9 protein-coding genes are annotated in these 16991 nt (G+C 39.6%); all 9 read left to right on the top strand.

Translation table 11 applies throughout. The annotated features are described in order from the left end of the window. Nucleotides 1-133 precede the first annotated feature (133 nt). The 9 genes from purL to ACYVHJ_RS02050 all read left to right on the top strand — a co-directional run bounded on the left by purL (nucleotide 134) and on the right by ACYVHJ_RS02050 (nucleotide 16824). On the top strand, nucleotides 134-3826 hold the full coding sequence (gene purL / locus ACYVHJ_RS02090; RefSeq protein ID WP_460512122.1) for a phosphoribosylformylglycinamidine synthase: 3693 nt from the start codon (nucleotides 134-136) through the stop codon (nucleotides 3824-3826). 498 nt (nucleotides 3827-4324) lie between these two features. Next, nucleotides 4325-5416, top strand: a complete 1092-nt coding sequence (locus ACYVHJ_RS02085; protein WP_460512120.1) for an alkene reductase — start codon at nucleotides 4325-4327, stop codon at nucleotides 5414-5416. A 224-nt stretch (nucleotides 5417-5640) separates the two neighbouring features. Further along, nucleotides 5641-6645, top strand: a complete 1005-nt coding sequence (locus tag ACYVHJ_RS02080) for an LLM class flavin-dependent oxidoreductase (RefSeq protein ID WP_460512118.1) — start codon at nucleotides 5641-5643, stop codon at nucleotides 6643-6645. A gap of 373 nt (nucleotides 6646-7018) precedes the next feature. Then, complete coding sequence (locus tag ACYVHJ_RS02075; protein WP_460512116.1) at nucleotides 7019-7534, top strand: RNA polymerase sigma factor; 516 nt, start codon at nucleotides 7019-7021, stop codon at nucleotides 7532-7534. 1 nt (nucleotide 7535) lies between these two features. Next, a complete protein-coding gene (locus ACYVHJ_RS02070; RefSeq protein WP_460512114.1) occupies nucleotides 7536-8192 on the top strand; it encodes a hypothetical protein in 657 nt (218 codons plus the stop codon). Between the two features lie 500 nt (nucleotides 8193-8692). Beyond that, a complete protein-coding gene (locus tag ACYVHJ_RS02065; RefSeq protein WP_460512112.1) occupies nucleotides 8693-10345 on the top strand; it encodes a hypothetical protein in 1653 nt (550 codons plus the stop codon). 639 nt (nucleotides 10346-10984) lie between these two features. Next, nucleotides 10985-12130, top strand: a complete 1146-nt coding sequence (locus ACYVHJ_RS02060; protein WP_339902275.1) for an efflux RND transporter periplasmic adaptor subunit — start codon at nucleotides 10985-10987, stop codon at nucleotides 12128-12130. 45 nt (nucleotides 12131-12175) lie between these two features. Next, nucleotides 12176-15331 (top strand): efflux RND transporter permease subunit, encoded by a 3156-nt coding sequence (locus ACYVHJ_RS02055; RefSeq protein WP_460512110.1) that lies wholly within the window; start codon nucleotides 12176-12178, stop codon nucleotides 15329-15331. A gap of 14 nt (nucleotides 15332-15345) precedes the next feature. Further along, on the top strand, nucleotides 15346-16824 hold the full coding sequence (locus ACYVHJ_RS02050; RefSeq protein ID WP_460512108.1) for an efflux transporter outer membrane subunit: 1479 nt from the start codon (nucleotides 15346-15348) through the stop codon (nucleotides 16822-16824). Nucleotides 16825-16991: the final 167 nt, after the last annotated feature.

Here is a 16991-nt window from a genome sequence, read left to right as displayed (position 1 = left end):
TTCTTTGACTTAGGGGCAGTCCGTGTTTTTTTCAAGTTATACTGGCTAATCAGTTTCTTACTCCACCTGCACTGCGAAATTTTAAAACCAATTTTGTACATTTGCCCATTCAAAAAAAGCTATCGATCCCTTTATGAAGATTTTGTTTTTTCAATCCCCGGAGAAGACCATTTACGCTTTGGAAACCACTGAAGCGTACAAAAACAATGAGCTTGAGAAATTAAACTGGCTATTTGGAGGTGCTGTCCATTTGGAAGACCTTAAAATTCCCGGCGAGTTTATTGGTCCAAGAAAGGAAATGATTACCCCTTGGTCTACCAATGCGGTTGAAATAAGCCAAAATATGGGAATAAAAGGGATTCTTAGGATCGAGGCCTTCTACCCATGGATTGAAGGTAGTTCTTTCGACCCTATGCTTCAGCGAATGTACAAAGGACTTGACCAAGAAGTATTTGCAATAGCCAAAACACCGGATCCTATACAATATATTGAGGATATCCACACCTACAATGAGAAAGAAGGCCTGGCATTAAGTAAAGAAGAAGTAGCTTATTTAGAAGGGGTTAGTCAATCTTTGGAGCGACCATTAACGGATAGTGAAGTTTTTGGTTTCAGTCAAGTTAATTCAGAACATTGCAGGCACAAGATCTTTAATGGCACCTTTATACTGGATGGAAAGGAAAAACCCATGACCTTGTTTCAGTTGATCAAGGCAACCTCAAAGGCCAATAAAAATGGGATCGTTTCTGCCTATAGTGATAACGTTGCTTTCGTTAAAGGACCTAGGGCGCTTCAGTTTGCGCCAAAATCTTCAGAAAAGGCAGATTTTTTTGAGATTAAAGAAATAGATACCGTGCTTTCATTGAAAGCCGAAACCCATAACTTCCCTACAACAGTAGAGCCTTTTAATGGTGCTGCTACAGGCTCAGGCGGAGAAATCAGAGACAGGATGGCAGGTGGCACCGCCTCAATTCCTTTGGCCGGAACAGCGGTATATATGACTTCATATCCGAGGTCAGAAGCTGGAAGAAGTTGGGAAAAAGACCTTGAAGAGCGAAAATGGCTCTACCAATCCCCAATGGACATCCTTATCAAAGCTTCAAACGGTGCCAGCGATTTTGGAAATAAATTTGGCCAGCCTATTATTTGCGGAAGTCTGATGACTTTTGAGCACAAAGAAGGAGACCTGGATTGGGGTTTCGATAAAGTCATTATGCAGGCTGGAGGAGTTGGGTTTACAGCAGCTCCTTATAGCCATAAAAACAGTCCTGAAAAAGGGGATCGTATTGTCTTGATGGGCGGAGACAATTACAGAATTGGCATGGGAGGTAGTGCAGTATCTTCTTTGAATACTGGTGAACTTAGTCTTTCCTTAGAGATGAATGCCATTCAGCGGTCAAACCCTGAAATGCAAAAAAGGGTTGCCAATGTAATTCGAGCTTTGGCTGAAAGTGAAGACAATCCCATCATTTCTATCCATGACCATGGCGCAGGTGGCCACCTAAACTGCCTTTCAGAGTTGGTGGAGAATACTGGTGGAACCATTAATTTGGAAAAATTGCCCGTTGGGGACCCTACACTTTCTGCCAAAGAAATCATTGGAAATGAATCCCAGGAAAGAATGGGATTGGTGGTTAAGGATAGCCATCTAGCAAAGATTAAGAAGATTGCAGACCGTGAAAGAGCGCCATTTTATAACATAGGCCAGACGACCGGGGACATGCAATTCAAATTTAAAAACACCCAGACAGGAGAAAAACCTGTCGATTGGAGTTTGAATCATATGTTTGGTTCTTCCCCAAAAACTGTTTTGGTGGACAAAAAGGCCAAGCAAAATTTCACAGCACCTGAATACAAAGTTCAGGATTTTGAGCAGTATTTGACCAATGTACTGCAATTAGAAGCAGTGGCTTGCAAAGACTGGCTCACCAACAAAGTAGACAGGTCGGTTACCGGTAGGGTGGCCAAGCAACAGACAACTGGCGAACTTCAGCTTCCATTGAATAATGTAGCAGTAATGGCCATGGATTATTCTGGAAATAAAGGAATAGCTACTTCAATCGGACATTCTCCTATAGCCGCTTTAGTAAGTCCTGAAGCGGGATCTAGATTAGCAATAGCAGAAGCACTTACCAACTTAATATGGGCTCCACTAACCGATGGACTTAAAGGAGTGTCCCTAAGTGCCAACTGGATGTGGCCAGCCAAAAACGAAGGGGAAAACGACAGGCTTTATCGAGCAGTGGAAGCCACGAGTGAATTTGCAATAGCATTGGGGATAAACATTCCTACGGGTAAAGACTCCTTGTCCATGACCCAGAAATACCCAAGTGGTCAAACGGTAAAATCCCCCGGAACGGTTATCATTTCAACTGTTGGAGAATGTTCGGACATTAACAATGTTATTTCTCCTAGCTTAAAGGCTAGCCCTGAATCAACATTGCTATACATAGATTTGTCTAAGGATGAAGCAAAATTGGGAGGCAGCTCCTTTGCACAATCACTAAATAAAATTGGCAACGAAGTACCGAACATTAAGGATGCAGCTTATTTTAAAAGTGCCTTTGCAACCATTCAAGAACTGATCAAAGAAGACAAAGTACTAGCTGGTCATGACATTTCATCCGGCGGTTTGATCACTACCTTATTGGAGATGTGTTTCCCTGACCAGAATAGAGGCTTAGATATTCATACTTCAAATCTTAAGGAAAAAGATTTGATCAAAGCCTTATTTGCAGAAAACCCGGGCTTGGTTATTCAGGTAAAGGATGCGGCCGATGTCTCTTCATTATTGAATTCAAAAGGGGTGTCTGCTGTGGAAATTGCAACTGTAAATACTTCAGGCACCATTCAAATTGAGGGTTTAAATAAGTCTTGGGAAGTATCAGTATTGAGAGATATTTGGTACAAATCCTCCTATTTGTTGGATCAACAGCAGTCGGGAAAAGAACTGGCCAAGGATCGATTTGACAATTATAAAAATCAACCTTTGAACTATACCTTTCCTGAGCAATGGAAAGGGACTTACGAAGCATTGAATTTGGACTCCAATAGGAAAACAACCACGGGTGCCAAAGCAGCGATTATTCGTGAAAAAGGAGTCAATGGAGATAGAGAGATGGCTTATTCCTTATGGTTGGCCGGATTTGATGTCAAAGACATCCACATGACTGACCTGATCTCAGGTAGAGAGAACCTTGAAGATGTAAACATGATCGTCTTTGTGGGTGGCTTTTCAAATTCCGATGTTCTTGGTTCTGCCAAAGGATGGGCCGGAGCTTTTCTTTACAATGAGAAAGCTAAAAATGCTTTGGATAATTTTTACGCCAGAAAAGACACATTGAGTTTAGGTGTTTGTAATGGATGTCAGCTAATGGTTGAATTGAACCTGATCAATCCTGAACATAAGCAAAAAACCAAAATGCTTCACAACGACAGTCATAAGTTTGAGTCGTCATTTGTGAATGTGACCATTCCTGAGAATGATTCTGTAATGTTTGGCTCCTTGTCCGGTTTAAGACTAGGGGTATGGGTAGCACATGGAGAAGGTAAATTCTACCTTCCGGAAGAAAAAGAAAGTTACAATTTTGGTATGGAGTATTCTTACAGCGCATACCCCGGTAATCCCAACGGATCAGACCATAATGTAGCAGGCTTGGTGTCAAAAGATGGCCGCCATCTGGCAATCATGCCACATATTGAAAGGGCAATTGCCCCTTGGAACTGGCCATATTATCCTGAAGATATACGGAACGAAGAGGTTAGCCCCTGGATCAATGCCTTTATAAACGCTAAAAACTGGGTTGCTGAGAAAATTTCTCAGTAAAAACTTAGTCTAGTTTTTGGATATTTACCGACTTCTTGTCTATGACAGGGAGTCGGTTTTCTTTTGCTTATTTTATTGGCTGAATTTTTTTTCTAACCCCCAGTATTATACAAGGGTTTCTATTACATGATTAGTTTAAACATTTTATTTTTTATTTTTATAAAAAATAACCCAAGAGCGCAAATGCTTACCCAGGTGAATTTTGTATTCTCGGCAAAACAAAACAGCTGTTCTTGGCGTTCCCCGACTAGTAGGTTAACATTTTCAACCCGGATTATGCAATAGGATTTCCTTCGTATATGTAAAATTTGCAATCTCAAGAAAATCTGGCTTTTTGAAGGTCATGGCACCAAATTGAGGGTCTATTGAAAATTTCGGGTTGAAGAATGGATCAGAAATTGCAGTAGCAAAATGAAATCGGTTAGACCAACATTTTATAGATTTCTCAGTTGATTTAACGAAGAAAGCTTATCAATCGATCAACAAAAATTAAAAAATATGCAAAAGCAACCACTTTTAGAATCCCTTAACCTAGGAGATTTAAAATTAGACAACCGTCTTGTTATGGCCCCTATGACAAGGAGCCGGGCAGATAACCAAGATAAAGCGCCCACCGATTTACATGCCGAATATTATAGGCAAAGGGCTTCAGCAGGATTGATCATAACTGAAGGCTCCCAAATTTCTCAAAGGGCAGTAGGTTATATCAACACCCCGGGCATCCATACCAAATCCCAAGTAGCTGGTTGGAAAAAAGTAACCAAGGCTGTACATGATGAGGGAGGTAAAATATTTTTGCAGTTATGGCATGTGGGCAGAATCTCTCATCCCGATTTCCATGAAGGAAATTTACCTCTGGCTCCTTCTGCCATTAATCCCAAAGCGAAGTCCTTTACACCCAAGGGATTTAAGGACACGGTCACCCCTAAGGAAATGAACCTACCGGAAATCAAACAAACAATAGCAGACTTTAAGAATGGCGCAAAAAATGCTTGGGAAGCGGGATTTGATGGAGTAGAAATCCACAGCTCCAATGGATATCTATTGCATCAATTCTTCAGTCGAACTTCCAATGTAAGGCTTGATGAATATGGAGGAAGTATCGCCAATAGATCCAAAATCTTATTTGAAATCATCGATGCAATTAAAGAGGTGATACCTGAAAATAGAATTGGACTAAGATTAAATCCATCATTGAACGGGATTTTTGGTATGACCATGGACGAAGAAAGTATTCCTACATTTGATTATATCATAGAAAACCTCAATAAGTACAATCTGGCTTATCTGCATCTTTCAGAACCATTTAATGATGTTTCAGATATACCCTATGCAGAAACGGAAATTGCCAAACGCTACCGCCCTATCTACAACGGTAAATTAATTATCAATGCAGGATTTGATCAACAAAAAGGTAACAACTTTATTCTGGAAGGATTGGCAGATGCAGTCGCCTACGGAAAATTGTTTATTTCCAACCCGGATTTGCCCGAGAGGTTTGAAAAAAATGCAGCATTAGCAGATTGGGACGAGTCCACTTTTTATACCCCCGGTGAAAAGGGCTATACAGATTACCCTAAGATGGATTGAATATAAGGCCATAAATAGCTAAACTGCGACTTAGGTTATTTAGGTTTACATATAGCCTCACCATAGCTCAGCTATGGTGAGGTTTTTATATTTTTTACTTCTTTTAAGGCTTTTATTTGCCCCTTTAACACCATCTCTTTCCCCATATTTAGCTCACCAAACCGGCTCTCCTTTTGAGGAACTTAAAAACTATTTCAAAGGTTTTAGATTCAATATAAATTACTATGAAATACTCAATTTTAGATTTAGCCATACTTAAAGAAGGACATGATGCTGCCGATGCCTATAAAAGGTCTTTGGATCTAGCCCGGCATGCAGAATCCTGGGGATACAAGCGATTTTGGTTAGCAGAACACCACAATATGCCCTATGTGGGAAGTTCAGCACCCACCGTATTAATGGGACATATTGCAGGAGGAACGAAATCTATTAGGGTGGGTTCCGGCGGTATAATGTTACCCAATCACAGTCCATTAATGGTGGCCGAACAAATTGGCACTTTGGAGACGCTTTATCCGGGCAGGATTGATCTGGGTCTGGGCCGAGCTCCGGGAACTGATCAAAAAACGGCATCAGTTCTACGAAGAGGCAGGTTAGAAACGGTTCAGGAATTCCCCCAAGATTTGGAGGAATTGCAAATGTTCTTTTCTGAGGAAAACATCGATGCTCCTGTTCGAGCTTATCCTGCGGAAGGGCTCGATGTGCCGATTTATCTTTTGGGCTCAAGCATGGACAGTGCTGTGCTCGCCGCAAAAAAAGGACTTCCTTACGTTTTCGCAAGTCACTTTGCACCTACTTACTTTAGCCAAGCAAGTACTTATTACAAACAGAACTTCAAAGCTACCACACAAAGCAACCTTCCTTATTTGGTAGCCTGTCTGAATATAGTTGTGGCAGATACGGATGACGAAGCAGCTTATCTGGCTACATCCTTTTACCAAATGGCTTTAGGGATCATCAGAGGAAGGTCCTACCCTCTTTCTCCCCCGGTAAAAAACATGGATGAGATATGGAGCCCCCAGGAGGAAGCAGCCATCAAACAAATGACGCAATATGCTTTTATAGGCAGTTATGAAAAGGTCAGCAAAGCGTTAGCGTCCTTTATAGAAAGACATGAAATAGATGAGGTAATGGTTACCACTAATGTTTTTGATCATGAAAAAAGGCTTCGTTCACTTCAGTATACCGCCAAGGCATTCCAATCTCTTAGTCATCAAAATCAATTGTAAGCTTTTGCATTTAAAGGCTAGATATAGGTGAAGTAAAATTCACCTATTTTTTTGCCCAATTTTTTAATCAGGATTATGCGATAAGATTAGCAAACGCAAGAAAATAAGACTGATTTTGAAGCGATTATAGCAGCTAAAAGAGGAGCTATTTCCCCTTTCGGGATCAAACATTTTTAAAGGTTATTCAGGCCATTGTTGATTTCAGTAACCCAAGATCCAATCTATTATTTGACCAGCCGATTAACAAAGGATGCACTGTTTACAACTCAAACTTAGGCCGGACTTCAGGAAGTAAAATATTTTTTTTGATTTTTTTTCCATGATGCTGTGATTATTTTACTAAAATAACGAATTACTAAGAAAAGTAATCCCAATGACAGTTTCAGAAAATAAGCTTTCGGATGCCTTCTTAAAACACCTCGCTGAGAACAAAGGCATACTTTACAAAGTTGCCAGGTCTTATAAGCGTGACGAGGAGGAAGTAAAAGACTTAATTCAGGAGATCACTATTCAAGTCTGGAAGGCTTATCCAAGTTACAAACCAACTTTGAAATTTTCAACATGGCTATATCGAATCGCATTAAATGTAGCCATATCCAGTTATCGAAAAGAGAGTAAAAGAGCTGCCATAAACACCATGATGGATGATAGGTTTGTGGAGATTGCTGCTCCGGCAGAAACAACCTTAAATGAAAACGTCCGCCAACTCTATTCTCTCATCAGTGAGTTCAAGCATTTTGATAGGGCTTTAATGCTGTTATACCTGGAAGAAAAAAGTTATGCAGAGATCGCTGCAATCATGGGGATAAAGGTATCCAATGTGGCAACAAAACTCAATAGATTAAAAAGTACATTAAAAGAAAAATTCACATCAATAAATCAAAAATAAAATGGAAGAGCAAAGCATTCAAAATTTATGGAAAGTTCAAAACAGTAAAATAGAACAGGTAATTCAACTGAATACCCAAATATTAAAATACCAGGTGAGTCAACGTTCTCGTAAAGCACTTTTTGGTCTCAAGGCCGAAAAAGTCACAGGTTTAGTATTCGGAACCATTTATATTGCAATTTTAGCAACGATCCTGTCGTATACAGTTAAAAATCAACCTTTTACCAATCCTCTCTTTGTGCTCTCAATAGGAGCCATATTGTTAACCAACATTAAGGTGTTATTTGATTATGCCAAACACTTGGTCATGGCCAATCAAATTGATTTTTCCGGTCCCGTGGTTTCCATTCAGCAAGAATTGTCGAATCTAAAACTGAATTTGGTCAGCAACATGCGCTACTGGTACCTACAACTACCATTTTATACCCTTCTACAGATTGGGTTCATTGATTTTTCTGGAGAATTTCCCTTGGCATGGGTCATTATTCAAGGCAGTTTCACTTTATTGTTAGCTAGCATCTCCGTATGGATATTTATTCGCATGAACCCGAAAAACATTGCCGATAAAAAGGTGAATTGGTTAATAAACTTAGCAAGTGGGAAGCAAATTGATAAAGCAGCCGAACAATTAGAGGAGCTTAAATCTTACCATTTATAAAAATCTGCTGAAAAAGTAAAACGGTGGTGGGATGAAATTTCAGCCAAGAATTAAGTTATTTCGATGGCGTTGTGTCCCTTCTTAACTCGGACAACCAAAGGGTGCAATATTAGGACTTTTAACACAGGAAAACCAGCCTATTTATTCACTGTTTTAGGAAAAATAGGAAAAACCTGTTTGCCAATAGGCAACTGATCGTCAGAAAGGCAATGTAGAAAACAGCATAAAACAGCTGATTTTCAAGTGATTTCACCAAGCAAAGAAAGAACCATTGCTTTAACAGGCTTCATCCGGGTAGTTTGGAGATCAATATTATACGCCATAATCCATTACCTCAAACAAACATTCTACCAGTTATACCTGATAGAATGTTTGTTGTTTTTATGAGATAAAATTACCAGTTTGTGTTCTGTTTCAAATTTAATCTTGTATTGTACTTCAGGAGGACAGATGATAATAGCATTGAGTCTTTCTGATTAATCCAACAAATAAATAACCATATGATGAGAAAATTGCTCCTCTTGTTTTTTGTATTCACCGGTATTATTGCCTCCCAAGGCCAGACCACTTCCCCATTCGGAAATGTGGTGCTCACATCCAAAAGTGGCAATACTCAAGTTCAGGTAAAACAAAATGGAGAACTACATGTAAATGTTGCTCCGAATGATGCTTTGAAGTTTAAAGAGGATGGCTTTGTTCACTACAGTGACTTTGGCGCTAAAGGAGACGGTAAAACAGATGATATCCATGCCATTGCAGGAGCCCATTCGTATGCCAATCAACAAAACTTATCCGTAAAAGCCAATAATGGGGCCAGTTACTATATAGGAGGCAAAGATCGAACTGCCTATATACAAACCAATACTGATTTTGGAACGGCTACATTTATCATCGACGATCAGGACGTGGAAAATATCAAAGCCTCTGTTTTCATAGTAAATTCCAACTTAAAACCTTTTAAACTAGAAGGCATCACTTCTTTAAAGAAAAATCAAAAGAAAATAAATGCCAAGCTTACCGGTCCATCGCTGATCAATGTCACCAATGACAATGTAAGACACTATATCAGGTATGGATTGAATCAAGACAATGGCTCCGCACAAACGGATATTTTTTTAGTGGATGAAAATGGAAAAGTGGATATGGATGCTCCTATCATATGGGACTTTGAAAATATCACTGAAATCACTGCACTTCCAATTGACAAGGAAACCCTAACGATAAAGGGTGGACGCTTCGTCACCATTGCTAATCAGGCTGAATCAAAATACAACTACTACAGCCGTAACATAACCGTTAGGCGTTCTAATGTGATAATTGATGGACTTGAGCACCGCGTAACTGATGAGGGGGGTCATGGTGCCCCTTATGGAGGATTCTTAAGTATCCGTAATTGTGCCAATGTAACCGTTAAAAACACTGTATTGACAGGCCATAAAACCTACAAAACAATTGGCTCTGTAGGAAAACCTGTATCCATGGGAACCTACGACATTTTGGTGGGCCATGCGCTTAACGTTTCGTTTATTAACTGTAGTCAAACAAATGATATTGACGATGGTACCTACTGGGGAATAATGGGTTCTAACTATTGTAAGAATCTCCTTTTCGATAATTGCACATTTTCCAGATTTGATGCGCACAAAGGAGTAGCCAATGCAACGATTAGGAATTCTACCTTGGGTCATATGGGAATCAATGCCATTGGATCCGGTACTTTTTTGGTAGAAAACTCTACTCTTCGTGGAAGAAGCCTCGTGAACCTACGCTCCGATTATGGAAGCACTTGGCAAGGGGAATTGATCATTAAAGACTGTACTTTTGTTCCAAATGGTGGGGATAAAAGCAATGCTACATTAATTAGCGGATCATATTCCGGCCAACATGATTTTGGATATACTGCATATATGCCGGAGAAAATCACAATTGAAAATCTACACATTGATGATTCCAACCACACGGATGACTACAAAGGACCAACCATATTTTCAAATTTCAATTCCAAAAAAACGGACGAATCCTATCAAGAAAAATTCCCTAATGTAATAACCAAAAAAGTTATTCTTAAAAATGTTAGCACAGCGAGTGGCAAGGAAATAAGTGTAAGTTCTAATAAATTTATGTTTAAAGATGTAAAGGTTATTACCAAATAAGCTTCACCTAAATTTTATTATCCTATTATACACAGCCAATATCCCGATTCAGGTATGGGTCTTTAAAAACACCCTGAAAGCTTTAATTCGTTTTCTGGGTGTTTTTTTTGTTTCTGTATCAATATAAATCTTCATGATGGCTATCATGTTACCCGTATTATACAAGTGGGCCCTAATTGCGGGAAGGAGGGCAACCCTGAGAGCTCAGACTATTTGGAAATTTTAACATAGCAATGTTTTCAGCACGTTTTAATAAGGGTTAATCCATATTTTGAGTTGAAATTAGGCTTCTATTTAATGGTATGTTCCATTCTAAGAAATTTATGTAAATCTAAAGCCTATTTTAACCTTCATCTCTAACTTAGTAATTAATTTTTTGGATAAAATTAATTTTTTTTATCATAATAAAACTTTTTAACCAATAACCTGCCCTACCCAAAATCGGCCAATAGACGAGAATAAAGGCTATTTTTTCTTTTTTAAGTAATATCATTACGCTACAATTACCGATCAAACAAACTTTAATCCTTTCATCACAGGTTTTGTTGGAATGCTTTTTGATTAACTGATAAACCTAAGCATTCAAATGGTTATAAAACAACTAAACTAACCACTAGAATTTAAAATTTTATATAAATAATGAGACTATTTAAATCAATATTCAACGAAAACATTTTGTTGACATCGCTAATAATAGCTATTTCTTTGGCAAATTATTCATGCGACAGTAAAGGGGAGCAGGTAGAAGTAGAAACCCTTTCATTGCCTGTTACCACTGTGAAGAAGGACTCTGCTATCACTACATTCGAGTATCTAGGAGCCATTGAGGGGAAGGTAAACGTTGAAATCAGACCACAAGTTGAGGGATTACTGGATAAAATCCATGTGGATGAGGGAGATTTTGTAGAGAAAGGGCAATTATTGTTTAGTATCAATGCACTCCCCTATGTGGAAAGGCTAAAAAATGCCCAGGCAGCAGTAGAAGTTGAAAAAGCAAAGTTAGAAAACGCGAAAATCGAAATGGAAAGGCTCCAACCTTTGATTGATCATGAAGTGATTTCTGATGTACAAATGAAGACTGCCCAATCAAATTATGAGGTAGCAAAGGCTTCTTTGGCTCAAGCCGAGGCCTTAAAGGCCACAAGTCAGATCGATATGCAATTCACGCAAATAAAAGCTCCAGTAAGTGGCTATATAGGATTGATCCCTATGCGTGTAGGTAATTTAGTTGCCAAAGGAGATGATGAGCCGGTAACCACTTTATCAGATATCAGTGAAGTCTATGTATATTTTGCAATGAGTGAGTCAAACTATCTATTTTACAAAAAAATGAAAGAAGATTCCACCGCTCGCCGACTGAACCCCAATGTTAAGTTAATATTGGCAGACGGAACCATCTATTCTGAGGAAGGAGTAATCGATGCTGATGCGGGCCAAATAGACAGAAACACCGGAGCCATCACTTTAAGAGCCAAATTTGATAATCCGGACAAACTTCTGAGAAGTGGAAACACCGGTAAAATCATTTTGGAGCAGATACATCCGGATGTGCTCATGGTTCCTCAGGAATCCATAACCAAAATTCAAGACAAGAACTTTGTATTTGTTTTAAAGGCGGATTCGACAGTGGAAAGAAAAGAAGTGAAAATAAATGGGAAAGCAGGGCAAAATTTCATTTTGAACGAAAACAATATTTCTGAAGGAGCCACCATTATTCAATCAGGGGTAAACAAAATTAAAGATGGAATGAAGATAGAGCCCTATCAACAAGTGCCGACCCATTAAGCTTTTCTAATAGCCATAATCTAACTACAACCAACTTTTATATCTATGATTAAGAAAATCATTGAGAGGCCTGTCTTGGCTTCTGTTATATCGATTTTAATAATTATCGCAGGGCTGATTAGTTTAATGCGATTGCCGGTGACCAGGTTTCCGGACATTGCTCCCCCAAGTGTACGTGTGGGGGTGAGTTATCCAGGTGGAAACGCAGAAACAGTGGCTAAGTCTGTGCTTCTCCCCTTGGAGGAGGCGATAAATGGAGTTGAAAACATGACCTATATTCGCTCTAAAGCCACCAATTCCGGTCGTGGAAGCATCAATATATTTTTCAAGCCAGGTACCGATCCGGATATTGCAGCCGTTAATGTGCAAAATAGTATTTCCCGAGAAATTGGTGAGCTCCCACCAGAGGTAATTCAAGAAGGAATTTCAGTGGTAAAAAGGCTCAGTGGTAATATCATGACCATCAATATTATCGCTGAAGGAGAAAACTCTCCCTATAATGAAACTTTTATACAGTCCTATTCAAGGATTAATGTGAAAAGGGAATTGTTAAGGGTTGAAGGGGTAGCCCAAGCCTCATTTGTAGGTAGAAGAACTTATGCCATGAGGGTGTGGCTAAACCCTGAGAAACTGGCCTTGTATGGATTGGTACCTCAAGACATTACGAATCAAATCAATGACCAAAACTTTGAAGCAGCTCCGGGCCGCTTTGGCGAAACATCTGAGGAAATTTTCGAAACCATTATTAAACACAAAGGACGGTTTAGTACACCCGAGGAGTATGAAAATATTGTGATCAAATCCAATAAAGATGGATCTATCCTGTACCTGAGAGACATTGCACGTGTAGAGTTGGGAGCTTCCAACTTAGGCAGTGATAACACCGTAAATGGCCAGGCAGCGGCTACCATAAACATTACTCAGACCAGTGATTCCAATGCCAAGGAAATCGATCAGAATATTCGGGAAGTAATGGAGCGCATTTCTAAAAATTTCCCAGAAGGAATCACCTATGAAATATCCTATTCTGTAAGAAACCAAATTGATGAATCTATTAATCAGGTAGTCTTAACAATAATCGAGGCTTGTATTCTGGTTTTTATTGTTGTGTTTGTCTTTTTGCAGGATCTGAGATCCACCATTATTCCTGCCATTGCCATTCCTGTTTCACTGATAGGTACTTTCTTCTTTTTACAATTATTGGGTTTTTCAGTAAATGTTTTGACCATGTTTGCCCTGGTTCTTGCCATAGGGATTGTGGTAGATGATGCCATTGTGGTCGTAGAGGCTGTTCACCATAAGATGACCCATAGTAAATTGCCTGCAAATAGAGCCACGGTATCTGCCATGAATGAAATCTCTACAGCCATTATCTCCATAACCATTGTGATGGCTGCAGTTTTCGTACCTGTAGGCTTTATGGAAGGGCCTGTAGGTTTATTTTACAAACAATTTGCTTATACCTTAATATTTGCCATCCTTATCTCCGCATTAAATGCATTGACTTTGAGCCCGGTATTGTGTGCACTTATGCTGAAGCCTGCGAAAGAATATGAGGATAAAACAGCAAGTAAATTTGGAAGAGTAAAACACAGGCTTTTCACCGCTTTTGAATCCGGATTTGATGCCTTTACGAACAAATACATTACCTTGGTGACCCAACTTCTAAGAAAAAAATGGATCCCTTTAAGTGCATTGGTAGTCTTGTTGGCTTTAACGGTATTATTGTTCAGAAGTACTCCTAGTGCATTTATTCCCTCAGAAGACGATAGTTTCCTTACATATTCCCTCACCATGCCTCCTGGTTCCTCATTGCACAGGACCTCAGGCCCAATGCAACAGGTAGATTCTATACTTAGACAACACCCTGCGGTAAAAAGTGTCAACAGTATTTCAGGGTTTAATGTGATGGAGAACGCTCCCAGTCCATCATTTGGTATGGGATATATTAACCTAAAACCGATTCATGAGCGGGGCGAAATTCAGGATATTGATGCTTTAATAAGTAATCTTATCAGTGAGCTCTCCCATATTCCTGAAGCAGAAATTAATGTGTTTGCAAGACCTACCGTTCAAGGATTTGGAGAGTTTTCAGGTTTGGAAATGATCATCCAAGACCGAGTAGGTGAAGATTTCACAGCATTCAACAATGCCGCTGATATGTTTATCGCTGAATTGAATGAAAGACCGGAAATTGAAAATGCTTTTACTACTTTCAACGCTAATTTCCCGCAATATCAAATGAACATTGATTATGTAAAAGCAAAAAACATGGGTGTCAGTGTTCAAAATATGATGCGCTCAGTACAAGCTTACTTTGGTAGGCTGCAATCAGGTGATTTTAACCGCTTCGGTAGACAATACAGGATTTTTGTTCAGGCTGATATTCCTTACCGAACAGAGAAAAAATCTATGGATGCCATTTTTGTCCGAAACAATCTGGGGGAAATGGTTCCTGTAAACACCATGGTTTCACTTGAAGAAGTCAATGGGCCGGAAATTGTTAACCGGTACAATTTGTTTAACTCCATTACCGTTAATGCCACCCCTGCCGATGGCTACAGTACCGGAGATGCAATGAATGCTATAGAAGAAATCGCTGCCGAACTGCCTACCAATTACAGTTACGAATGGACCGGAATGAGTTTGGAAGAGAAAAAATCCGGTCTTCAAACGGCAATAATCTTTATTTTAAGTATTGTCTTCGTATTCTTTCTTCTTGCCGCACAGTATGAAAGTTATTGGTTACCTTTTGCTGTATTGCTATCCATACCTTGCGGGCTTTTAGGCGTTTTTGTCGCTATTAATCTCGCAGGCATAGACAATAATATATATGTGCAGGTTAGTATAATCATGCTCATCGGCTTACTGGCCAAAAATGCCATATTGATTGTAGAGTTTGCAGCTCAAAAACGGGCACAAGGCCTTAGTATTTTTAATGCGGCTGTAGAAGCTGCCCGATTAAGAATTAGACCCATTATTATGACATCATTCGCTTTTATCGCGGGTTTGATTCCATTAATGCGGACCGTGGGAGCCTCTGCTCAAGGTAATAAATCTGTAAGTATTGGAGCAGCCGGAGGAATGCTTTTCGGCGTAATTCTTGGAATTTTTATTATTCCTACCCTCTATCTGGTCTTCCAGACTTTACATGAAAAAACAAGCAGAAGGTTAAATAAAAACAAGCCCGTAGAAGCTTAAAAAAAATGAAAATTATGCCATTAAAACATAAAATAAAAACCAGGACTTACGCCTCGCTTTCTATCATTTTGGTGGCCATGATCACGGTCTGGGGCTGTAAATCAGGAGAAAATTATGTGCAGCCGGACTTGAACCTTCCCGCCACATTTAAATCCCTTTCAAGCGATCAATCGGACAGCTCTAAAAATGACACATCCAATATTGGGAAACTGGCTTGGAGAGAATTTTTTGAAGACAGCACTTTGGTGCAATTGATCGATAAAGGATTAAAAAACAACTTATACCTTCAACAAGTGCAAAAGGAAACGGATATTGCCAATGAAGGTTATAAGCAGTCGAAGGCGAATTTTTTACCTCAACTTACCGCCATTCTTGAAAAAAGAGATGACAGGTATTCCGAGAACTCCTCCACCAGAGAAAATGTAAAATACTATGAGAACAAGGAGACTCCCAACCAATGGTATGTGGCCAGAGCCAATAACCTCGCAGCCGTTCAATCCAGCTGGGAGATTGACTTATGGGGAAAGCTCAGACGTTTAAAAGAAGCCAATCAGGCCCAATTGAGACAAAGAGAGGCTTACACTAAAGCTGTGGAAACAGACTTGGTTGCAGAAATTGCAACTTCTTACTATAGGCTGCTTATGCTAATGGAACAAAAACAAGTGGCTGAGTACAACTTACGATTGAATGATTCTACGCTCAGCATTGTAAACCTTCAGTATAGAGCCGGAGAAGTTTCTTCATTGGCCATTACCCAAACAGAGTCCCAAAAACTAATATCTGCTTCCTTGGTACCTCAAATTGAACGAGAATTAGAGGTGCAGAAAAACAGGTTAAACGAGTTATTGGGGGAATACCCCAAAGATTCAATGGAAGTTGTGAGTGGCTTAGGCGATACCAGATTGCTAAGCGAAATTGCTGTGGGTGTTCCTTTTGAGCTTATTCAAAACCGGCCGGATGTCAAAGCAGCTGAATTGGCTCTGATAGAGGCCAATGCCCGGGTGGGGGTCTCTCAAGCCATGCGTTACCCCTCTTTGTCCTTAAGTGCCCAGCTAGGCTATGATGCAATCAATTTTTCGAATGTTGTAAATCCAGGCTCTCTGTTTGGCGTGTTTGTAGGTTCGCTTACACAACCCATTTTCCAAAACAGAAAGTTGAAAACCAGGTATAGAATTTCCTTATCAGAAAGGGATATCGCAGAGCTTTCTTTCCGAGAAAAAGTTTTGCAAGCCGTTGCAGAGATTTCTAACGGGATGGTTACCATCCAAAAACTTGAAGAAGAATATGCCTTGGCAGAAAAACGTTTAATTAATGCCAGAAAAGCGGTAAAAGAATCCTATTTATTGTTTAGCAGTGGTTATGCCACCTATTTGGAGGTTATTAATGCCCAAAGTAATGCATTGGATAGTGAACTATACATGGTAGACGTGAAAATGCAAATGCTAATTGCCAATATTGAATTGTATAGAAACTTAGGAGGCGGTTGGAAATAAGCAGCTGGGATTTAAGGTCTCCTAAGGGAGAATTTTAACAACGCTTTACCCACATTTGTCACAACCGCAACCGGATTGGGCTTTATTGCGCTTTTTGAACCAAGTGCGATAAACCCATCCACCTATTACGGCTATAAATAAACTAAAAACCAATATTTCCTGCCACA

The organism is Cyclobacterium sediminis, assembly GCF_054781075.1.
The sequence above is the reverse complement of the archived record's forward strand: the minus strand, read 5'-3'. Positions and strand labels throughout refer to the sequence as shown.